At 63.0% G+C, this 21630-nt stretch carries 18 protein-coding genes and 1 tRNA gene; 13 read left to right on the top strand and 6 right to left on the bottom strand.

Annotated features, from left to right (window positions below; translation table 11 throughout):
* Positions 1–54: 54 nt before the first annotated feature.
* Positions 55–1593, bottom strand: a complete 1539-nt coding sequence (locus AC57B6_RS29355) for a DHA2 family efflux MFS transporter permease subunit (protein ID WP_028196339.1) — start codon at positions 1591–1593, stop codon at positions 55–57.
* Between the two features lie 179 nt (positions 1594–1772).
* Here AC57B6_RS29355 and AC57B6_RS29350 point away from each other — a divergent pair, with 179 nt between their 5' ends.
* The 5 genes from AC57B6_RS29350 (at position 1773) to AC57B6_RS29330 (ending at position 8057) form a co-directional block, all read left to right on the top strand.
* Positions 1773–2216 carry a MarR family winged helix-turn-helix transcriptional regulator gene (locus AC57B6_RS29350; RefSeq protein ID WP_496422684.1) on the top strand — a complete coding sequence of 148 codons (444 nt, stop codon included), beginning with the start codon at positions 1773–1775 and terminating at the stop codon, positions 2214–2216.
* A 128-nt stretch (positions 2217–2344) separates the two neighbouring features.
* Positions 2345–3208 carry a LysR substrate-binding domain-containing protein gene (locus AC57B6_RS29345; RefSeq protein WP_028196337.1) on the top strand — a complete coding sequence of 288 codons (864 nt, stop codon included), beginning with the start codon at positions 2345–2347 and terminating at the stop codon, positions 3206–3208.
* Between the two features lie 144 nt (positions 3209–3352).
* A complete protein-coding gene (locus AC57B6_RS29340; RefSeq protein WP_496422683.1) occupies positions 3353–5461 on the top strand; it encodes a LamG-like jellyroll fold domain-containing protein in 2109 nt (702 codons plus the stop codon).
* Between the two features lie 13 nt (positions 5462–5474).
* The gene (locus AC57B6_RS29335; RefSeq protein ID WP_244207557.1) at positions 5475–5819 is read left to right on the top strand and encodes a hypothetical protein; all 345 of its coding nucleotides are present in this window, start codon (positions 5475–5477) and stop codon (positions 5817–5819) included.
* Between the two features lie 99 nt (positions 5820–5918).
* On the top strand, positions 5919–8057 hold the full coding sequence (locus tag AC57B6_RS29330; protein WP_496422682.1) for a phosphocholine-specific phospholipase C: 2139 nt from the start codon (positions 5919–5921) through the stop codon (positions 8055–8057).
* 94 nt (positions 8058–8151) lie between these two features.
* Here the strand turns inward: AC57B6_RS29330 and AC57B6_RS29325 are convergent, their stop codons facing one another.
* The 5 genes from AC57B6_RS29325 to AC57B6_RS29305 form a co-directional block, all read right to left on the bottom strand.
* On the bottom strand, positions 8152–8502 hold the full coding sequence (locus AC57B6_RS29325) for a hypothetical protein (protein ID WP_030101013.1): 351 nt from the start codon (positions 8500–8502) through the stop codon (positions 8152–8154).
* Between the two features lie 96 nt (positions 8503–8598).
* Positions 8599–8675: transfer RNA gene (locus AC57B6_RS29320), tRNA-Met, on the bottom strand.
* Between the two features lie 86 nt (positions 8676–8761).
* The gene (locus AC57B6_RS29315) at positions 8762–10420 is read right to left on the bottom strand and encodes an MFS transporter (RefSeq protein ID WP_046567805.1); all 1659 of its coding nucleotides are present in this window, start codon (positions 10418–10420) and stop codon (positions 8762–8764) included.
* Between the two features lie 231 nt (positions 10421–10651).
* Positions 10652–12190, bottom strand: coding sequence for a sensor histidine kinase (locus AC57B6_RS29310; protein ID WP_028196267.1), 1539 nt, complete (start codon positions 12188–12190; stop codon positions 10652–10654).
* Between the two features lie 9 nt (positions 12191–12199).
* Complete coding sequence (locus tag AC57B6_RS29305; protein ID WP_028196266.1) at positions 12200–12976, bottom strand: response regulator transcription factor; 777 nt, start codon at positions 12974–12976, stop codon at positions 12200–12202.
* Between the two features lie 232 nt (positions 12977–13208).
* Between AC57B6_RS29305 and recA the strand changes: the two genes are divergently transcribed.
* From recA to AC57B6_RS29265, 8 genes are all read left to right on the top strand, one after another.
* Positions 13209–14285 (top strand): recombinase RecA, encoded by a 1077-nt coding sequence (recA, locus tag AC57B6_RS29300; RefSeq protein WP_028196265.1) that lies wholly within the window; start codon positions 13209–13211, stop codon positions 14283–14285.
* Between the two features lie 7 nt (positions 14286–14292).
* Positions 14293–15018, top strand: coding sequence for a recombination regulator RecX (recX, locus tag AC57B6_RS29295; RefSeq protein ID WP_474633920.1), 726 nt, complete (start codon positions 14293–14295; stop codon positions 15016–15018).
* A 125-nt stretch (positions 15019–15143) separates the two neighbouring features.
* Entirely contained in the window at positions 15144–15884 is a 741-nt protein-coding gene (locus tag AC57B6_RS29290) for a DUF2889 domain-containing protein (RefSeq protein ID WP_030101038.1), read from the top strand.
* Positions 15881–17050, top strand: coding sequence for an ADP-forming succinate--CoA ligase subunit beta (sucC, locus tag AC57B6_RS29285; protein ID WP_028196262.1), 1170 nt, complete (start codon positions 15881–15883; stop codon positions 17048–17050). The genes AC57B6_RS29290 and sucC overlap by 4 nt, the downstream gene beginning before the upstream one ends.
* A 127-nt stretch (positions 17051–17177) precedes the next feature.
* Entirely contained in the window at positions 17178–18059 is an 882-nt protein-coding gene (gene sucD / locus AC57B6_RS29280) for a succinate--CoA ligase subunit alpha (RefSeq protein ID WP_030101039.1), read from the top strand.
* Positions 18060–18204: 145 nt separating this feature from the next.
* Positions 18205–18909, top strand: coding sequence for a TerC family protein (locus tag AC57B6_RS29275; protein WP_153134536.1), 705 nt, complete (start codon positions 18205–18207; stop codon positions 18907–18909).
* Between the two features lie 134 nt (positions 18910–19043).
* Positions 19044–19667 carry a pilin gene (locus AC57B6_RS29270; RefSeq protein WP_496422681.1) on the top strand — a complete coding sequence of 208 codons (624 nt, stop codon included), beginning with the start codon at positions 19044–19046 and terminating at the stop codon, positions 19665–19667.
* Between the two features lie 135 nt (positions 19668–19802).
* Positions 19803–21587, top strand: coding sequence for a PglL family O-oligosaccharyltransferase (locus AC57B6_RS29265; RefSeq protein ID WP_496422680.1), 1785 nt, complete (start codon positions 19803–19805; stop codon positions 21585–21587).
* The last annotated feature ends 43 nt before the right edge of the window (positions 21588–21630 follow it).

The raw sequence follows: 21630 nt of genomic DNA, 5'->3' as shown, positions 1-21630 counted from the left end.
TCGTTTAAGCGTGGCGCGAATGCGCCGCTGCATCCGTTGACCCGATCCTCGCGTTCAGTCCATCGCCGCGTGCGCGACCGACGTATCCGGTGCGTGGCGCGCCGGCCGGATCAACAGCAGCAGCGGAATTACCAGCAGCGTAGCCATGAACATCAGTTTGAAGTCGTTCAGATAAGCGATCATCGACGCCTGCTGCGTGATCGACGCGTTCAACACCGCCAGGTCGTAGTTCGATCCACTATTGAGCATCGGCTGGATCGCCGGATTGAACGGCGTGATATTCGCGGCGAGGTCCGCATGCGAGACCTGCGTGTTGCGCGTCATCAGCGTCTGCACGATCGAAATGCCGATACTGCTGCCGATATTGCGCATCAGGCTGTACGTCGCGGTGCCATCCGCGCGCAGTTCAGGTGTCAGCGTCGAGAAGGTCAACGCGCTCAGCGGCACGAATACGAGGCCGAGGCCAAAGCCTTGAATCACACCAGGCCAGACGATGTCCGAGGCCGACAGCACGATCGTGTAATGCATCATCTGCCACAGCGCGAAGGCGGAGATCAGGAAGCCGGCAAGCAGCAACAGCCGCGCGTCGATCCGCTTCAGTAGCCGCCCGGCGAACAGCATAGCAACCATGGTTCCCGCGCCGCTCGGCGCGGTCACAAGCCCCGTGGTTGCGACCGGGTAGTTCATCAGGTTCTGCAACATCGGCGGCAGCAACGCACGCGTCGCGTACATCACGGCGCCGATCACGAAGATGAAGAACGTGCCGGTCGCGAAGTTGGGGTCCTTCAGTAACTCGTATTTGAAGAACGATTTTTTGCCGACCGTGGCCGTATGCACGAGAAAGAACGCGAAGCTGATCGCCGCGACCAACGCTTCGATAACGATCTCATTCGAGCCGAACCAGTCGAGTTGTTCGCCGCGGTCGAGCAGCGCTTGCAGAGCGCCGATCGCGAGACCCAGGGTGGCAAAGCCGAACGCGTCGAACTTCGCGTCGTGCTTCGGTTCGCGCGCGGGCAGGAAGGTGGCCACGCCGAATAGCGCGAACGCGCCGATCGGCACGTTGATGAAAAACACCCAGCGCCAGTTGTAGCTATCGGTGAGCCAGCCGCCGAGCGTCGGCCCGAGAATCGGTCCGACCATCACGCCCATGCCCCACACCGCCATCGCCTGGCCCTGCTTTTCGCGTGGATTGATGTCAAGCAGGATCGACTGCGACAGCGGCACCAGCGAGGCCCCGAAAATCCCCTGGAGCAACCGCGACGCCACGATCTGCGTCAGCGATTCCGACAATCCGCACAGCGCCGAGGCGACCGTGAAGCCGCCGATCGCGAAGAGCAGCAGCCGCTTGACGCTCAGCCGGTCGGACAGCCAGCCCGTCAGCGGCGTGGCGATCGCGGCCGCGACGATATACGAGGTCAGCACCCACGTGATCTCGTCCTGCGACGCGGACAGCGTGCCCTGCATGTGCGGCAGCGCGACGTTGGCGATCGTGCTGTCGAGCGTCTGGATCAGCGTCGCGAGCATGATCGAGACCGTGATCATCGGCCGGTTGAGCGGGGCGGCGGCGCTCGTCGGCGTGGAATCGGAGGGCATGGGGGAGGGGATCTTCGATATAGTAAGCATGCTTAGTATATCGGCCGTCGGCACAGGTGCCCACCAGGAATTATGCGGAGCCTGAATTGCGCCCGCTTTGTTTCCGCGTTATTTCTGTGGCGTACCCGTTCGCCACGCATTCCGACGATGACAAACCAAAGCCTTCGTATAATCCGCACATGACCATCCAACTCGAAGAACGCTTCGGCTTTCTGATTTCCGACGTCGGACGCCTGACAGGCAAGCGTTTCGACGATCTCGCGAAGTCGTCGGTCGATCTGACACGCGCGCAGTGCCGTGTGCTGGCCAACCTCGCCCGCTACGGCGACGTCAACCAGGCGCGGCTCGCGGACCTGCTCGAAGTCGCGCCGATTTCGGCGGGGCGGCTGCTGGACCGCATGGAAGAGGGCGGCTGGATCGAGCGCACGGCCAATCCGAATGACCGTCGCGAGCGTCAGGTGAGCATGACGCCGAAGGCCGAGCGCACGCTCGGCAAAGCACGCAAGGTGGGCGATAAAGTCGCGCTCGAAGCGCTGAACGGTTTTACCGACGAAGAAGCCAAGCAACTCATCGCGCTGCTGCAACGGGTGCGCGGCAATCTCAGCAGCCTCGTGGACCGCTGACGCCGCGCGCAAGGTATTACGTCCGCGCGTTCGCGGCGGCGCTTGCAACTCATTACAAAATCAAAAGCCGTTCGTAACGAAATTGTCACGTTGCGGTAATAAGTTGGAAGTTTTGCCTTTGGCCTTCCATGCTTGCTCCGCTTCTGGTTGCCTTTTACGAAACCGTCCGGCAGGGCAGTGTCACCGCCGCCGCCAAGCGGCTCGAAGTCAGTCAGCCGACCATCACGGCGCGCATCCAGCAACTGGAAAAACAATACGGTGTCGAGCTGTTCCACCGGCGCGGCAGCCGTTTCGATCTGACCGACGCCGGCGCCGCATTGATGCCGCTGATCGATCGCATGCAGCAAACCGAAAGCGATATCGACTTCACGCTGCGCAATGAACGCGAACTGGCCGCCGGCAATCTGCGGGTCGGCGCGACCGGGCCTTACTACATTCTGCCTGCCATCGCGGCGTTTCATCGGCAGTATCCGGCGGTCAAGATTTGTGTCGAGATCGGCAATTCTCAGCAGATCCTCGATGCGTTGCTCGATTTCCGCGTCGATCTTGCGGTGTCGTCGCAACGGGTCGACGATCCGCGTTTCGCACGCCGTACGATTGCCGACGATCCGCTCGTCGTCGTCGCGCATTGCAGGCATCCGCTGGCCGCACAGAAAGTGGTCAAGCTTGCCGACGTTGCCGCCCATACGCTGCTGCTGCGCGAGCCTGGCTCGCGGACTCGCGAAGCCACCGAGGGCGCGCTCAAGCGTATCGGCGTGGTGCCGGCGAGGCTGATCGAAATCGGCAGCCGTGAGGCGATCTACGAAGCGATCCGCCACAACATGGGCTGCACGCTGATGCCGCTTGGCGAAGCGCCGGCGCATCCCGATCTGCGTCAACTGCCGCTGGACGCCGACGCGCCGGTCCTCCAGGAGTATCTGTATTACCTCGAGGCGCGCGCGGGGTCACGTCTCATCACCGCCTTCATGGCCAACGTCGGCGTGGCCGCTTAACCGCCCCTTAGCGGTCCCTAAAAAATGCTGATGCCGGTATCGGCCAGCTTGCGCAAAACGACATAGCCGCGTCGCCCGCGGTCCCTATCGTTGCAACGACTCGCCGGATGGTCCGGCGCATATCGGCATCGAGAGGGGACAAACATGAGACGGCACACCGTCGTGCAATTCGCCTGCGGTCTGGCGCTGCTCGGCGCGCTCGGCGCAACGGCTGCGCTGAGTGGCTGCGGCGGCACATCGCAAACCGGCGCCGGTGGTTCCGGCAACGGCGCGGGCAACACGCAAGCCAGCGCGGGTACGCCGGCCAGCACACCGGCGGCGTCCGCCGGGCCGGCAGCCAAAAAGATACTGCTGGTCGAACTCGACGGCGTGACGTACGGCGCGTTGAGCGCGGGGATCGCCGGCGGCAAGCTGCCCAATCTGGCGAAGCTGAACGTGGCGCCCGCGTACAGCGGCGGTGTCAACGGCACGCTGTCGCAGCAACCCAATCTCGATACGCCGGGCTGGGCGACCGTGCTGACCGGCACGTGGGCCGACCGTCACCAGATCAACTCCGACGCGCCCAATCAGGCCTCGCATAGCAGCACGGTGTTTCAGATGCTCAAGACCGCGGGCGCCGGCACGGTGGGCGCGGCCGTCGATTCGAGCGGTCTCGCGGCCTTGCTGACGCCGGATCAGAATGCCGGCAATCTCGACACGCTCGTGAACTGCGCGTCGGTCGACGCCTGCGTCACGCAGAACGGCGTGAACCTGATCGACAACGGCTACTCGCTGGTGTTCGCGCAATACCACTCGGCGCAGGACGCCGCGCTGAACGACGGGTTGTCGTCGGCGAACTATGCGAGCACCCTGGCGCAACTGGATGCCGCGCTCGGCACGCTGGTCGCTGAAACCGCCAAACGCAGCAACGAGAACTGGCTGATCGTCGTGACCAGCAGTCACGGTCTGAACGCGGCCGGCGGCACCGACGGCTTACCGCTGCCGGCCGAGTCGACCAGCTTCATCGCGCTGAACCAGGCGCCGAATGCGCGCCTCGGTAACGCCACGGCGCCGACCACGATGGCCGCGCTCTACACGCGCGCCAGCATCGCCGACATCACGCCGACGCTGCTCGCCTACAAGGGCGCGCTGCCCGATCCCACGACCTATGCGCTCGACGGCGGCCAGTTCATCGGCGCCACGCCCGTATCGCAACTGCTCGGCACCACCGGTAGCGACAACTCGAGCCTTGTGCTGACGTGGACCGCGCCCGCGACCGGCGCGATCAGCGTGCTGCGCAACGGCACCTTGATCGCGAGCCTGCCCGCCGGCACGGCGACCTATACCGACAGCCAACTCGGCCTGACGACGACCGGCGTCTACCCGTTCAACTACACGGTGGTGGCCGGCAGCGCGCCGCTCGCGACGATCACCCAGGTTGTGTACGTGCAACCCCCGCCGCCTCCACCCCCGCCGCCGCCGCTCGCAACCACGCTGACCAACGGTCTGTCGAGCTACTACCCGTTCGGTGCGCTGCCGCCGGTCGATCGCCTGAACGCCAGCACGATGGGGCCGTGGGCTGCGGATGCCGATAGCGGCACGCTGGTCACCGATCCGTTCGGCGGCAAGGGTTTGCAGATCGACACGCATACGGTCGACAGCAATGGCTTCGATGGCTACAAGCTCACGCAGACCAACGACGTTACGACCCACGCGCAATTCACCATCGGCTTCTGGTTCTACACCTCGTGCGCGAATCTCACGGGTAACGGCACGCCGGTGTTCTCGAACAAGAACTACTACTCGGGCGGCAATGCCGGCATCGCGATCGGCCTGTTCCCGGGCTCGAGCACGAGCTGCAACATCCGCTTCAATCTCGGCGACGGCAGCACGCGTAACGACATTAACAGCCTGAACGTCAGCGCCAACAAGTGGACCTATCTCGCGCTGGCTATCGACACCACAGCGAAGAAGATCAACGCCTACATCTTCGATCCGGTGCTCGGCGAGCAGAAGGTGCTGGGCCAGGCGCTGAGCGTCAACATCGCCAAGCTGCCGGGCCTCGGTGTGTTCGGCCTGAACGAAGACGGCACCGGCCGCTACTACATGAATGCCTGTAACGACACGCCGCCGTACACCGTCGGCAAATGCGCGGCGACGCCGCCGGATGTACAGGCGTTCGGCGACCTCGCGCTGTGGACCCGTGTCGTCACCGAAACCGAGTTGCAGTCGATCTTCGGTTCGGGCCAGCCGTTGTCCACGCTTACCCACTGACCGGAGTCCAGCGATGAACCCGATGGTTTCCTTTGCGAAAGCGCCTGAGATGAAGGCGATGGGCGAAGCGCGGCAAGCGCAAATCCGCAGCAGGCTGCGTCGTACGCGTGGCCTGCTGACGGCCGCTGCCCTCTGCGCGCTGTGCGTATCGATGACGGGCTGCGGCGACGGATCGAGCAGCAGCACCAGCAATGGTGCGGGCGGCTCCGGCACCGCCGCGAACAACGCGGCGGCCGGCGCGGGCGGTGCAAGCGCGCCGGTGCCGATCGTCGCGGCGCCGGCCTCCGGTGCGTGCGCCGCATCGGGCGCGAGCGCCGCGCAGCCGTTGCAGAACACGCAACTTGTCTGCGCGCCCTGACGTGCTGTTTGCCGCGTGCGCTTTGCCGCCTGCCTGTCGAGCCGCTGGCTGCGACGGCCCGGCAAGCGCACAGATTCTGACGATCCCAACACGCCAAACATGACCTCATTGGACCGCCGTACCTTCCTGCGCAGCGCCGCGGGCGCTGCCGCGCTCGGCCTGTTTCCGCCCGCGATCCGCCGCGCGCTTGCGATTCCCGCGAACAACACGACCGGCACCATCAACGACGTCCAGCACGTCGTCATCTTCATGCAGGAGAACCGCTCGTTCGATCATTACTTCGGCACGCTGCCGGGCGTGCGCGGCTTTAGCGACCGCTTCACGATTCCGCAGCCGGGCGGCACGACCGTGTTCCAGCAGAACGACGGCACGCGCACCGTGCTGCCGTTTTACCTCGACAGCACCAAGGGCAACGCGCTGCTGGCCGGCGGCCCGCATTCGTGGACCGACGCGCATCAGGCGTGGGACAACGGCCGTATGACACAGTGGCCGAAAGCGAAAGGCGATGTGTCGATGGGCTATCTGAAGCAGGCCGATCTGCCGTTCCATGTCGCGCTGGCGAATGCGTTCACGATCTGCGACGCCTATCACTGCTCGCTGCATGGCGGCACGAATTCGAACCGGATCTTTCTGTGGACCGGCACCAATGGCGCGAGCGCGGGCTCCAACCCGGTCGTCAACAACGACGGCTGGGACGGCCTCGGCGCATCGGCGACCGGCCTCACGTGGACGACTTATCCCGAACGTCTGCAGGCGGCGGGTGTGAGCTGGAAGGTCTACCAGAACATGCCGGACAACTACACGGACAACTCGCTCGCCGGCTTTGCGACTTACCGCAAGGTGAACGAGACGCTGCCGGGTTCGCCGTTGTTGCCGTACACCCAGTCGCTGGAGACCGTGGCGCCGTTGTACAAGGGCATCGGCAATACGATGCCCGACGGCGGTTTCCTCCAGTCGCTGAAAGACGACATTGCCGCCGGCCAGATGCCGCAGGTGAGCTGGATCGTTTCGCCGCAGGCCTACTGTGAGCATCCGGGCACGTCGACGCCGGGGCAGGGCGCTTACTACCTGCAACTGCTGCTCGACACGCTGACGGCCAACCCGGATGTGTGGAGCAAGACCGTGCTGTTCGTCAATTACGACGAGAACGATTGCTTCTTCGATCACATGCCGCCTCCCGATGCGCCGAGCAAAAATGCCGACGGCACGTTCGCCGGCAAATCGACGGTCAACGCGCAGTACGAATATTTCACGAAGGCCAACCCGCCCGGCGATTCGTCGCCGATCGTGCCGGACGGACAATGTTTTGGGCCGGGTCCGCGTGTGCCGATGTTCGTGGTGTCGCCGTGGAGCACGGGCGGCTGGGTGAATTCGCAGGTGTTCGACCATACGTCGGTGCTGCGCTTTCTGGAGCAGCGGTTCGGCGTGACCGAGACCAACATCAGCCCGTGGCGGCGCGCGGTATGCGGCGATCTCACCTCGGCATTCAACTTTCGCAATCCGAACGATGCGCCGGTGGCGGCGCTGCCCGCGCCGACCAAGGCTCAGGCCGATGCGCAGAACACACAGCAGAGCGCCTTGGGGGCGGTGCCTGTGCCGCCGGCGGCGAGCCAGCAGATGCCGCAACAGGTGCTGATGTCGCGGCCGTCGCGCGCGCTGCCGTATCTGCTGCACGTGAGCGCCAATGCCGATGTGCAGGACGGTTTGATCTGGCTGATTTTCAGCAATACCGGCACGGCGGGCGCGGTGTTCCATGTGTACGACCAGTTGCACCTCGACCGGCCGCCGCGCCGCTATACCGTCGAAGCAGGCAAGGAATTATCGGACTCATGGGCCGCGCTCGCCGACGATAAGGGCAATTACAGCCTGTGGGTGCTCGGGCCGAATGGTTTTCATCGGTCGTTTCAAGGCAGCGTGACGACAGTTGCAACCGGGCCGAATCCGGAGGTGCGGGTCTGCTATGACGTCGTCAACAACGCGGTCTATCTGACGATCATGAACACCGGCAATGCGACGGCCAACGTGACCGTGACCTCGAACGCGTATCGCAGCGATGGTCCGTGGACCTACGCCGTGCCCGCGGGAATGCAGGTCGAGCCGTACTGGTCGGTGAGCGCCGCGGGCGGCTGGTATGACTTCACGCTGGCCGCGGCGGGCGGTTTCACGCGGCGTTTTGCGGGCCGTGTCGAAACCGGCAAGGACAGTATCAGCGATCCGGCAATGGGGGTGGCGAGTTAAGGCAGCGGCGATGTCGCGCTGATTAAGCGAGGAGTGGCATTTGATGGAGTCAGCTTCGGCTGACTCCTTTTTTTATGGCCATTTGGCCAGGTGTTTATTTGGCCTCGGACCCTGCGTTCGCGCCGGACGGCGGGGCCAGCTCGAAGCAGGCCGGCGGCATGGCCGGCGTTTTCGACTTCGCGTCCGGTTGCTGCGGGTCGATGCACTTGAAGGCGCTCTGATCGCGCTGGACGAAAATCGTATCGGCCGAGCCGCCATCGACATGGGCGCCGTTCACGACGGCGACGATTTTGTAGCCGTCCTGCAGCAGCGTCGACAGTGTGGCCGGACTGGCACGCCACTGACTGCTGGTCGGCGTTTGGGCGTTGGCGGCGAGCGGTGCTGCGGCGGCGAGAAGCGCGACGGCGGCGGTAGCTACGGCACGTGCGGCGGTGCGGAATGTCATCAAGAAACCTCCTTGAAGTTGCGATTTGGAAGACCGAACGGAAGACCAAAACAAAAAAGCCGCTGACCTTGTGGATCAGCGGCTTTTTCTTGCAACTGGTGGCGAATCAGGGACTCGAACCCCGGACCTGCGGATTATGATTCCGTCGCTCTAACCAACTGAGCTAATTCGCCGAAAGAAGCGAGATTATGAGGATAGGGCCGGAGGCTGTCAACCCCCGGCGCGCAACTTTTTCAAGTTGCCCCATCCATCAAGCGTTTCAGTCCTTGGCGTAAATATCCGAGTCCTTGGTCTCCTTGACGAACAGCATGCCGATCACGAGCGTGATGAGCGCGACCACAATCGGATACCACAGCCCCGAGTAGATGTTGCCCTTGGCCGCCACGATCGCGAAGGCGGTCGCCGGCAGGAAGCCGCCGAACCAGCCATTGCCGATGTGATACGGCAGCGACATCGAGGTGTAGCGGATGCGCGTCGGGAACATCTCCACCAGCATTGCCGCAATCGGCCCGTAGACCATCGTCACGTAGATCATCATGATCGTCAGGATCACCACGCTCATCGGCCAGTTGATCTGCGACGGATCGGCCTTCGGCGGATAGCCGGCGGTCTTCAGCGTGGTCGCGAGCGTCTTGTCGAACGCCTTGCCTTGGTCCTTGGCGTCGGCGGCCTTGCCGTCATACGTGTTGATCACCGTATCGCCGACCTTGATCTCCGCCAGCGTGCCAGCTGGCGCCGCAACGTTCTCGTAGTTCAAACCGGCTTTCGAAAGCGCGCTCTTGGCGATGTCGCAGGAACTCGTGAACTTCGCCGTGCCGACCGGGTTGAACTGGAACGAACACTCGTCCGGGTTGGCGATCACGACGATCGGCGACTTCGCCGTGGCCGTTTCGAGCGCCGGGTTGGTGTAGTGAGTCAGCGCCTTGAACAGCGGGAAGTACGTGCAGGCTGCCAGCAGGAGGCCGGCCATGATGATCGGTTTGCGGCCGATGCGGTCCGACAGCGAGCCGAAGAACAGGAAGAACGGCGTGCCGATCAGCAGCGCGATCGCAATCAGGATGTTGGCCGTCGCGCCGTCGACCTTCAGCGTCTGCGTCAGGAAGAACAGCGTGTAGAACTGACCCGTGTACCAGACCACGGCCTGGCCGGCGGTCAGGCCGATCAGCGCGAGGATCACGATCTTCAGATTCTTCCACTGGCCAAATGCTTCGGTCAGCGGCGCCTTCGAGGTTTTGCCTTCGGCCTTGATGCGCTCGAACACCGGCGATTCATGCAGTTGCAGGCGAATCCACACCGACACGCCGAGCAGGATGATCGACGCGATGAACGGAATGCGCCAGCCCCATGCGGCGAACGTGTCTTCGCCCATGGCGGTGCGCACGCCGAGAATCACCAGCAGCGAGAGGAACAGGCCGAGCGTGGCAGTCGTCTGGATCCATGCGGTGTAGAAGCCGCGGCGTCCAGCTGGCGCATGCTCCGCGACGTAGGTGGCCGCACCGCCGTATTCGCCGCCGAGTGCGAGGCCTTGCAGCATCCGCATCGCGATGAAGATCACTGGCGACGCAATGCCAAGCGACGCATAGCCGGGCAAAAAGCCGACCAGGAAGGTCGACAGCCCCATGATCACAATCGTGACGAGGAACGTGTATTTACGCCCGACCATATCTCCAAGGCGGCCGAATACGATCGCGCCGAACGGCCGAACTGCGAAGCCCGCGGCGAAGCTAAGGAGCGTGAAGATGAAAGCGGCAGTCGGATTGACGCCGGAGAAGAAGCTCTTGCTGATGAAGATGGCGAGTGAACCGGCCAGATAGAAGTCGTACCACTCGAAAACCGTGCCCAGCGACGATGCGAAGATCACCCGCTTCTCTTCGTGCGTCATCGGCGCCTGGGAGAGTTGTCCGCCAACGGTAGCCATATGTCGTCTCCAATATTGATATGTACACGTGGTCCGCCGGTAAAGGCGTTCCCGTGAAACGGATTATTGGAGTGGAAACTTACGGCCTACTGACGTGGAAGGGGCACATGTCGGTATCGGTTGCATGCTATAAAATTCTGCAAAAATGCAGTAATTTCCGTCTAAGTTCTTGCAAAATCTGATAACGCCATCTCAATATGATGGCGGTCCTGATGGGTGCTTTTGGCCTCGTTAGGGTAAGTCCTGTGCCCGTTCGAGCACGTGCAAGCTGACACGGACAAGCGTTCCGGCAAGCCGCGGGGAGGTTTGGTAGACGTTGTCGTCGATCGTCATCTCGCCGCCGTGCATGGTTGTGATCTCGCGTACGATCGCAAGCCCGAGGCCGCTGCCGTCGCCTTCGCGACCGAGAATCCGGTAAAACCGCTCGACCACCCGCGGACGTTCGGCCACCGGAATGCCGAGTCCGGTGTCTTCCACTTCCAGATGCACGCGCCGCGCCGTCGCGTCGTGCCGCACCCGCACGGTGATCCGGCCGCCGGCCGGCGTGTAGCGGATCGCGTTGTCGATCAGGTTCGACAACATTTCGCGCAGCATGACCGGATTGCCGTCCACTTCGACCGGTTCTTCGGGCGCTTCGTAGCCGAGGTCCATCTGCTTGGCGAGCGCGGCCTGGACCCAGTCGCGCACCGCGCTGCGCGCGACTTCCGTCACCTCGACGGGTGTGAAAATCTGGCCCGACATGCGGTTTTCCGCGCGCGCCAGCGCCAGCAACTGGGTGACGAGGCGCGCCGCATGCTCCGAACTGGTGGCGATCTGTTCGAGCGAGCGGTGGACTTCCGCGGAGGCGTCCTGGCGCAGCGCCAGTTCAGCCTGGGTGCGCAGGCCGGCCAGCGGCGTTTTCATCTGATGCGCGGCGTCGGCGATAAAGCGCTTTTGCAACTCCATGTTTTGTTCGAGACGCGTCAGCAGATCGTTGAACGAGGTCACCAGAGGCTCGATTTCCGGCGGCGCGCGGCGCGCTTCAAGCGGCGACAGATCGTCCGGGCGGCGCGCGCGAATATGCGCCTGCAGGGCATGCAGCGGCGCGAGTCCGCGCGACAGGCCGAACCACACCAGCAGGATCGCGAGCGGCAGGATCACGAATTGCGGCAGGATCACGCCTTTGATGATGTCGTTGGCAAGCTGGCTGCGCTTGTCGAGTGTTTCGGCGACCTGTACCAGCACCGGCTGCGCGCCGGGCGTCTGCGGAAACTCGACGGTCGTATAGGCGACGCGGATATCGTTGCCGCGCAGCACGTCGTCACGGAATTCGACGAGGCCCGGCGGCGGCCGGTCTTCCTCGTGCGGCAGCGGCATGTCGCGCTCGCCGCCCACCAGTTCGCCGCGCGTGCCGAGCACCTGATAGAACACGCTGTCGACATTGTCGGCGCGCAGAAAGTCGCGGGTGGAATCGGGCAGCGACAGCTCCGCCACGCCATTGATCGGATGAATCTGGCGAGCTAGCACGTAGGCGTCGGTTTCGAGCGCGCGGTCGAACGGACCGTTGGCGATCGACTTGGCGACCAGGTAAGTGATCGCGAGGCTCATTGGCCAAAGCAGCAGGAGCGGCGCCAGCATCCAGTCGAGAATTTCGCCGAACAGCGAACGTGGGCGCGCTTCAGCAGCGGCTTCGGTCTCGTCGGGCGGGGCGAACGGATTGGCGTAGCGCTCGTCGCGCGCTTCGTCGAGGTCCGCCGCGTGCGCCGTGGCGCGGTCTGCGCGTGCGGACATGGGGGCTCTCTATTTGTAGTGATGACTCGCCGGCATCGCGGCCGACGGCGGCGATGCCGGTGGTTCGGGCTCGGCGGAACCGGGCGGCGCGAGCGCGCCGGCGCTGACGTTAGAAGGCTGGGCGGCTTTCTCGAGGCAATACCCGAGGCCGCGCACGGTGATGATGCGCACGCCGCTCGGCTCGATCTTCTTGCGCAACCGGTGCACGTAGACTTCGATTGCGTTATTGCTGACTTCCTCGCCCCATTCGCACAGATGGTCGACCAGTTGTTCCTTCGATACCAGCCGCCCGATCCTTTGCAGCAGCACTTCGAGCAGACCTAGTTCACGCGCCGACAGGTCGATCACCAGTTCGTTGACGTAGGCGATCCGGCCCACCTGATCGAACGACAGCGAACCGTGCCGCACTACGGTCGGGCCGCCGCCCGCGCCGCGTCGGGTCAGCGCGCGCACGCGCGCCTCGAGCTCGTTCAGGGCGAAGGGCTTGGCCATGTAATCGTCGGCGCCGAGATCGAGGCCCTTGACGCGTTCGTCGACGCTGTCAGCGGCAGTCAGAATGAGCACCGGCAGGTTCGAATTGCGGGCGCGCAGGCGGCGCAGCACCTCGAGCCCCGACATGCGCGGCAGGCCCAGATCGAGGATCAGCAGGTCGAAAGTTTGCATGGATAGGGCGGTGTCGGCCTCGACGCCGCTCTTCACATGATCGACGGCATAGGCCGATTGGCGGAGTGATCGAACCAGACCGTCCGCGAGTATGCTGTCGTCTTCGGCAATCAGAATTCGCATGGTGCGCCAACCTGGCCTTGCCGGCACCGTGGGATGTTTCCCCGGCGCACAGCGGTCTCCGAAAATTATTGTGGGTAGTTGGGCAGCGCGACGGTAAAAATGCGCGTTCGCATGAGAATCGCGCTTGCCAAAACTACTGTTTTTTTATACAGTGTCTGGGTTTCGTGTGCGGTCCGCTAAAAAGGGCGGCACATCTGCCTCAGACGCCGTTCATCATAGCAAAGGACGATTCATGGAAGAAAGCAAGAAAGGCTCGGCTGGACTGACTGCTGAAAAGAGCAAGGCACTGGCTGCCGCACTCGCGCAGATCGAAAAGCAGTTCGGCAAAGGGTCGGTCATGCGGCTCGGCGCAGGTGAGGCGGTCGAAGATATCCAGGTGGTCTCAACCGGATCGCTCGGCCTCGACATCGCGTTGGGCGTCGGCGGTTTGCCGCGTGGCCGTGTGGTCGAAATTTATGGCCCGGAATCGTCCGGTAAAACCACGCTGACGCTGCAAGTCGTCGCCGAAATGCAGAAGCTCGGCGGCACGGCAGCGTTTATCGACGCGGAACACGCGCTGGATATCCAGTACGCGGGCAAGCTCGGCGTGAACGTCAGCGACCTGCTGGTTTCGCAGCCGGATACCGGCGAACAGGCACTCGAGATTGCCGACGCACTGGTGCGCTCGGGCTCGATCGACATGATCGTGATCGACTCGGTCGCGGCACTCGTGCCGAAGGCCGAAATCGAAGGCGAAATGGGCGACTCGCTGCCGGGTCTGCAAGCGCGTCTGATGTCGCAAGCGCTGCGCAAGCTCACCGGTACGATCAAGCGCACGAACTGCCTCGTGATCTTCATCAATCAGATCCGTATGAAGATCGGTGTGATGTTCGGCAATCCGGAAACCACCACGGGTGGTAACGCGCTGAAGTTTTACGCGTCGGTGCGCCTCGACATTCGCCGGATCGGTTCGATCAAGAAGAACGACGAAGTGATCGGTAACGAAACGCGCGTGAAGGTGGTGAAGAACAAGGTTGCGCCGCCGTTCCGTGAAGCGATTTTCGACATTCTGTACGGCGAAGGCATTTCCCGTCAGGGCGAAATCATCGACCTCGGCGTGCAAGCAAAAATCGTCGACAAGGCCGGTGCCTGGTACAGCTACAACGGCGAACGTATTGGTCAGGGCAAGGACAATGCACGTGAATTCCTGCGTGAGAATCCGGACATTGCCCGCGAGATCGAGAACCGTATCCGTGAATCGCTGGGCGTGAATGCCATGGCGGAAGCGGTGACCGGCGCAGGCGCTGAAGTCGCAGACGAAGAAGAGTAACCCGCACGTGATACGCAAGGGCCGGCCGCTGTCCAATGCTGCTAACGCTGGACGCAACGCGGACGGCCCGCGTGTCGGTGACGATGATCCGCGCGATCCGTTTGATCCGTTCGATCCTTTCGAGTCATTCGACGCCCACGATCGCGCAGAGGGCCGCCAGTCGCGGCCCGATTCCTCCGCCCAAGCTGCAGCGGACCCGTCCGAAACCACCTACAGCCGCTCGCGCCGCACACCCGGCGAGGCGAAGCCAGGCCAGGACGATGCAAAAAAATCCCAACGCCCAGCCCGTTCGCTAAAAGGACGTGCGCTCGGCTATCTGTCCCGGCGTGAATACAGCCGCACCGAACTCGCGCGCAAGCTCAAGCCGTTCGTCGAGGAAACCGATTCGCTCGATACCTTGCTCGATTCACTGGAAGCCGAAAACTGGCTATCCGATTCGCGCTTTGCGGAAAGCCTGATCCATCGGCGCTCGTCGCGTTTGGGCGCGAGCCGGATTGTCGGCGAATTGAAGCAGCATGCAGTGGACCAAACACTGGTCGAAGAAGCGAGTGCGCAGCTGCGCGAAACCGAACTGGCTCGCGCTCAGGCCGTCTGGCGGAAGAAATTCGACCGGCTTCCGGAAACCGCCGCCGAGCGGGCGAGGCAGGCGCGCTTTCTGGCGTCGCGCGGGTTTTCGGGGGCAACCATCGGCAAAATTCTCAAAGGGTTCGACGAGGAGTGGAGCGGCGAGTAGCCCCACTTTGAGATAGCGTCCGTCGTGCGCCCCGGCTCGCGGTGCGGCCCTGCGCGTTCCGCGCTGTCCCAAATACCCAGTATGCTAAAATCCGGGGGTTTTCCAATCCGGCCTTTCCTTCCCGCATGCCGCTCTCCCCGCCAGTGTCCCGTCAGTTGCGCCACCGTCGCGCAATCAGAGCGGAAGCCTATGAGCGAGCCGATGGCCTGTGGGATGTGGAAGCGTGCTTGACCGACGAAAAACCGCGTGATGTGGTGCTTGCGTCGGGCGTCCGGCCCAATGGTCAGCCGATCCATGAACTCTGGCTTCGCATCACCATCGATCGCAAGCTCAATGTCGTCGACGCCGAAGCGTCGTCCGACTGGGTGCCCTATCCAGGGTTGTGCCAAGCCAGCAATCCCGCCTACCGTGCCCTCATCGGGCTCAATCTGTTCAACAACTTCCGTCGCGATGCCGCCCGTTTGCTGGCCGGCACGGCTGGTTGCACGCATCTCACCGAGTTGTGCGCACTCCTGCCGACCGCTGCAATCCAGGCATTCGCCGGCGACGTGTGGAACACCAATGAAGGCACGCCGGGCGCGGAGACGGGTTCAGGGAACGGCTCGTCGCAAAGCAAAGACGAGCATTCCAACGATAAACCGCCATTCCAGCTGGGACGCTGCCACGCGCTGCGTTTCGACGGCGAGGCGGTGCAACAGTTTTATCCGCGCTGGTATGGCCGCGCTCCGTATACAGCGGATCGCGCGGCATCGTCAGGCGCCGGGGCAGCCCGCCAGACAGGCGAGGGCGGCAACGCGTCCGGCATGAACGACGGCAGCGGAAACGATGTTCAATCCAACTCTCAGACTGAAGGGAATCACGCATGAAGATTCACGAGTACCAGGGTAAGGAAATCCTGCGGAAATTCGGCGTCGCGGTACCGCGCGGCAAGCCGGTCTTCTCGGTGGATGATGCGGTCAAGGCCGCGCAAGAGCTCGGCGGCCCGGTATGGGTCGTGAAGGCTCAGATCCACGCGGGTGGCCGTGGCAAGGGCGGCGGCGTGAAGGTCGCCAAGTCGCTGGATCAGGTTCGCGAGTATTCGGAACAGATCCTCGGCATGCAGCTCGTCACGCACCAGACCGGTCCGGAAGGCCAGAAGGTGAATCGCCTGCTGATCGAAGAAGGCGCTGACATCAAGAAGGAACTGTATGTCGGCCTCGTGATCGATCGCGTTTCGCAGAAGATCGTCGTGATGGCATCGAGCGAAGGCGGCATGGACGTCGAAGAAGTCGCGGAAAAGACGCCTGAGTTGATCCACAAGATCGCCGTCGATCCGTCGACCGGTCTGAAAGACGCCGAAGCCGACGAGCTGGCAACGAAGATCGGCGTGCCCGCCGCTTCGCTGCCGCAAGCACGCGCGATCCTGCAAGGCCTGTACAAGGCATTCTGGGAAACCGACGCATCGCTGGCCGAAATCAACCCGCTGATCCTGACCGGCGACGGCAAGGTCATCGCGTTGGACGCGAAATTCAACTTCGATTCGAACGCACTGTTCCGTCACCCGGAAATCGTCGCGTACCGCGATCTGGACGAAGAAGATCCGGCTGAAGTCGAAGCGTCGAAGTTCGACCTCGCCTACATCTCGCTCGACGGCAACATCGGCTGCCTCGTGAACGGCGCAGGCCTCGCAATGGCAACGATGGACACCATCAAGCTGTTCGGCGGCGAACCGGCGAACTTCCTGGACGTGGGCGGTGGCGCCACGACCGAGAAGGTCACGGAAGCGTTCAAGATCATGCTGAAGAACCCGAACCTGACCGCGATTCTGGTCAACATTTTCGGTGGCATCATGCGCTGCGACGTGATCGCGGAAGGCGTGATCGCGGCGTCGAAGGCCGTGTCGCTGAAGGTGCCGCTCGTGGTCCGCATGAAGGGCACGAACGAAGACCTGGGCAAGAAGATGCTGGCTGAATCCGGCCTGCCGATCATTGCGGCAGACAGCATGGAAGAAGCGGCTCAGAAGGTCGTCGCGGCCGCTGCGGGCAAGGCGTAAGCCAAACCCCAAGCGCGTTTACCAGGATTACGAATGGCGGCGCGTGTGTGATGCATGAGCGGCGCGGGCGAAGAACATCCCGCCGCGCCACGCACCACCGCGACGCCAAACGAACAGAGGTCAATACATGTCGATTCTGATTAACAAAGACACCAAGGTCATCACGCAGGGCATTACCGGCAAGACCGGTCAGTTCCACACGCGTGCTTGCCGTGAATATGCAAACGGCCGCGAAGCGTACGTTGCAGGCGTGAACCCGAAGAAGGCCGGCGAAGATTTCGAAGGCATTCCTATCTACGCTAGCGTCGCTGAAGCCAAGGCTGAAACGGGCGCGACCGTGTCGGTGATTTACGTTCCGCCGGCAGGCGCTGCTGCTGCCATCTGGGAAGCCGTCGAAGCCGACCTGGATCTCGCAATCTGCATCACGGAAGGCATTCCTGTCCGTGACATGATCGAGCTCAAGGCACGCATGCGCGCGAAGAACAGCAAGACGCTGCTGCTCGGACCGAACTGCCCGGGCACGATCACGCCGGACGAACTGAAGATCGGCATCATGCCGGGTCACATCCACCGCAAGGGCCGCATCGGCGTCGTGTCGCGTTCGGGCACGCTGACGTATGAAGCAGTCGGCCAGTTGACGGCGATCGGCCTTGGCCAGTCGTCGGCGGTCGGTATCGGCGGCGACCCGATCAACGGTCTGAAGCACATCGACGTGATGAAGATGTTCAACGACGATCCGGAAACGGACGCCGTCATCATGATCGGCGAGATCGGCGGTCCGGACGAAGCGAACGCTGCTGAGTGGATCAAGGACAACATGAAGAAGCCGGTGGTCGGCTTTATCGCCGGTGTCACGGCGCCTCCGGGCAAGCGCATGGGCCACGCCGGCGCGCTGATCTCGGGCGGTGCGGACACGGCTGAAGCCAAGCTGGAAATCATGGACGCATGCGGCATCAAGGTTACGAAGAACCCGTCGGAAATGGCGCGTCTTCTGAAGGCGATGCTGTAAATCAAAATTCGCGGCTCGCACAGCGCGTTTTTTGATACGCTTACGAGATCCTTTCGTAAGCGTGCAGTCCTAAAAAGCGGGGGAGTTTTCAACTCCCCCGCTTTTTTGTTGGCTGCGTGTCCGATTCCTTCTTATTCTTCCTTTCATGCTCGAGTTCTTCGCCACCCTCCATTGGGGCGCAGTCATCCAGATCATCGTCATCGACATCCTGCTGGGTGGCGATAACGCCGTTGTGATCGCGCTCGCTTGCCGCAATCTCCCGCCCGCGCAGCGGACCAAGGGCGTGTTGTGGGGCACGGCCGGCGCGATTGTGCTGCGCGTCGCGCTGATCGCGTTTGCCGTGGTACTGCTCGACGTGCCGTTGCTGAAGTTCGCGGGCGGCCTGCTGCTGTTGTGGATCGGCGTACGTCTGATGGCGCCCGCGCATGACGCCCATGAGAACGTGAAACCGGCCGACAAGCTCATCTCGGCGATCAAGACCATCATCATCGCGGATGCGGTGATGAGCCTCGACAACGTGATCGCGATTGCCGGCGCGGCCGAGGCGGCCGATCCCGAGCATCGTCTCGCGCTGGTGATTTTCGGGCTGCTGGTGAGTATTCCGTTGATTGTGTGGGGCAGCCAGCTCGTGCTGAAACTGCTCGACCGCTTTCCTATCGTTATCACGCTCGGCGCGGCGCTGCTGGGCTGGATCGCGGGCGGCCTGATCATCAATGACCCGGCCGGCGACCGTTGGCCGATCCTCGATACGCCGGCGGCCGAATACGGCATGAGCATTGCCGGCGCGCTGTTCGTCGTGATCCTTGGTTACCTGCTCAAGCGCCGCAACGCGAAGGGCGCGGCCGCCTGACCCGCAAGCCATGACGCGATGCTAGCGCAGCGTTAGCCATCTGGCTGACTGTGTGGAACAGGCTCCGCTGGCTACGATTGAAACGCCTGTCCCCGATTCGAGGGGCAGGCGTTTTTCGTTTCAGGAGCTTGCCGATGATCGTTACTTTGCCGTACTCCCCTTATTCACAGTCCACGCTGTCCCCGCGGCGCGCATTCGAACGGGCGCGCTGGGTTGTGCCGCTCGTTCGCGCGTGCCGCTGCTTCAGCGTCGGTTTCACGCTGATCGAGTTGATGATCGTGCTTGCGATCGTCGGCGTCATCGCGGCTTATGCGATTCCGGCGTATCAGGACTACCTGGCCCGCAGCAGAGTGGGCGAGGGTCTCTCGCTCGCCTCATCCGCGCGGCTTGCGGTGTCCGAAAACGCAGCCAGCGGCAATGCGTTCGGTGGGGGCTACGCGTCGCCGCCTGCTACTCGTAATGTCGAATCCATTCATGTCGATGACGACACCGGCCAGATCACTGTCGCATTCTCGACGCGCGTTGCGCCCGCCGGTTCGAACACGCTGACGCTTGTGCCATCGGTGCCCGATAACGCCGAGGCGCCGACTGCGCGGGTCGCCCTGAGCAAGGGCGTCGCGCAGGTGGGCGCCGTCACCTGGGAGTGTTTCAGCGGCGGCAAAACGGCCTCCTCGCTACCGGCTCCTGGCGCCGGGCCCTCGCCAGTCGATGCGCCATCGCTGCCGTCGAATCTTGCACCACCGGAGTGCCGTTCGTAAGCAGGCGGGTGGACGATCGGGGAGTTGTTATCCGAACGTAAAACACTGATTTCCGGGATATTTCAGCCCAGCCGGCGCACAGCAGGAGGATTTTTTTGTATAGTGCGCCGGTTGCTGACGCCCTCCGGTTATTCGATGCCCACCCCATTTGCGCGCTACCTGTCTCTCATTCTGTTGTCTCTTGCGTTGGTGCTGCCTTATGCAGTCGTCGGCCATACGTATCCGATTCCGACCTTCTACGCTGAATTCACGGCGCTCGCGCTGTATCTATTGATGGGTGCGGGTGTGGTGCTGCTGGTCTCGACGGCCAGGCCGCGCGTCACGTTCGCGTCGCCGATGGTCGCGCTCGTGCCGTTGCTGTTCGGGCTGGTGCTGGTGGCGCAGTCGGTGCTGCTGCCGGTCTCGCAGCCGTCGATGAACTGGCTTGGCGGCGGGTACCTGCTCGCCGCGTTGATGGCGACGCACGCCGGCTACGGCTTCACGCGCGTCAAGCTGAACGAAACGGCGCTGCGCTGGGTTGCCGGGGCGTTGATTGTTGGCGGCCTGTTTGCGGTGTTCTGCCAGGTGATCCAGTTGTTTCACCTCGAGGCGCGTGTGTCGCCGCTGGTTGTCGCCTATAACGTGCTCGTCGAGCGTCGGCCGTTCGGCAACATGGCGCAGGCGAACCATCTCGCCACCTATATCTCGTTCGCGATGGCGGGCGCGCTGTTCCTCGTGCAGACACGCCGCCTTGCCATCAGCATCTGGCTGCTCGTGTCGACGGTTTTTTCCGTCGGCCTCGCGCTGACCGTGTCGCGCGGCCCGTGGCTGCAGATGGGCGTAATCGTGATCGCGGGTTTCTGGATGGCTTTCGCGCAAACGCGTAGTCAGCCGCTTCTGCGCCGCAGCAATCGCGAATGGCTGATTCCGATTGCGTTGGCGGTGCTGTTCTTCGTCGTCAATGCGCTGGTTCGGTGGGCCAATGTCCACTATCACCTGGAACTCGCGCAGTCCGCGGCGGATCGGTTCAAGGACGCCGGCCAGATCGCGCCGCGCCTTGCGCTGTGGAAATACGGCTGGACGATGTTCAGGACGCATCCGCTGCTGGGGGTCGGCTGGGGCGAGTTTCCGAGTTACCAGTTCGAGTATGTGAAATCGCTGGGCGGTGTCGAGATTGCCAATAATTCGCACGACATCTTCATCGACCTGCTCGCGAAAACCGGTTTGATCGGTCTCGCCATCGTGCTGTTCGGCCTGATCACGTGGCTCGTGCGCGTGGTTCGCGCGCCGCAAAACGCCGCTCGTGTATTTGGCATCGCGCTGATCGGCGTGCTGGTCATGCATGCACTGGTCGAATATCCGCAGCAGTACATGTTCTTCCTGCTGCCGGCGATGTTCGTGTTCGGCTTGCTCGAGACGCGGTCGCTGCGCCTAGTGCCGGCGCGCCTGTCGTTCGGTGCGTTTGCCGTCATCGTGTTCGGCGGCATCGCTGCGCTGTATCCGGTGTATCGCGACTACGCCCGTGCCGAGGTGCTGTATTACGGCTCGCGTCCAGCCGAGCAGTATCGGGCGGATCCGTCGTTCCTGTTCCAGGCGTGGGGCGAGTACGGCATGGCGACCCTCGAGCCGATGAATTCGATGAATCTGCAACACAAGCTCGCCATGCATAAACAGGCGATCGCGTTGCTGCCGGGTGAAACCGTGCTGCGCCGGTATGCGGTGCTCCAGGCTCTGAGCGGCGATACGGCGGGCGCATACGACACGGTCGAGCGCCTGAAGATCTTTGCTCAGGAGTTGAAGGACTGGCCGTCGCAATTGGCCTATCTGTACGAGCTGTGCGACGAGCAGAAGACGCTGACCGGTTTCAAGACGGAGCTGGTCAAGCGCTACGGCATGCCGCCGAGCGACGTCAATCAGGACGACGACAGCGACGACGATTGACGATGATTCAGGCCGGCTGCGCGCTGCGCAGCCGTGCCGTAGC

This window comes from Paraburkholderia sp. BGA-UO-ETr-F12, assembly GCF_059567945.1.
This window is presented reverse-complemented; position numbering and strand designations above follow the sequence as displayed.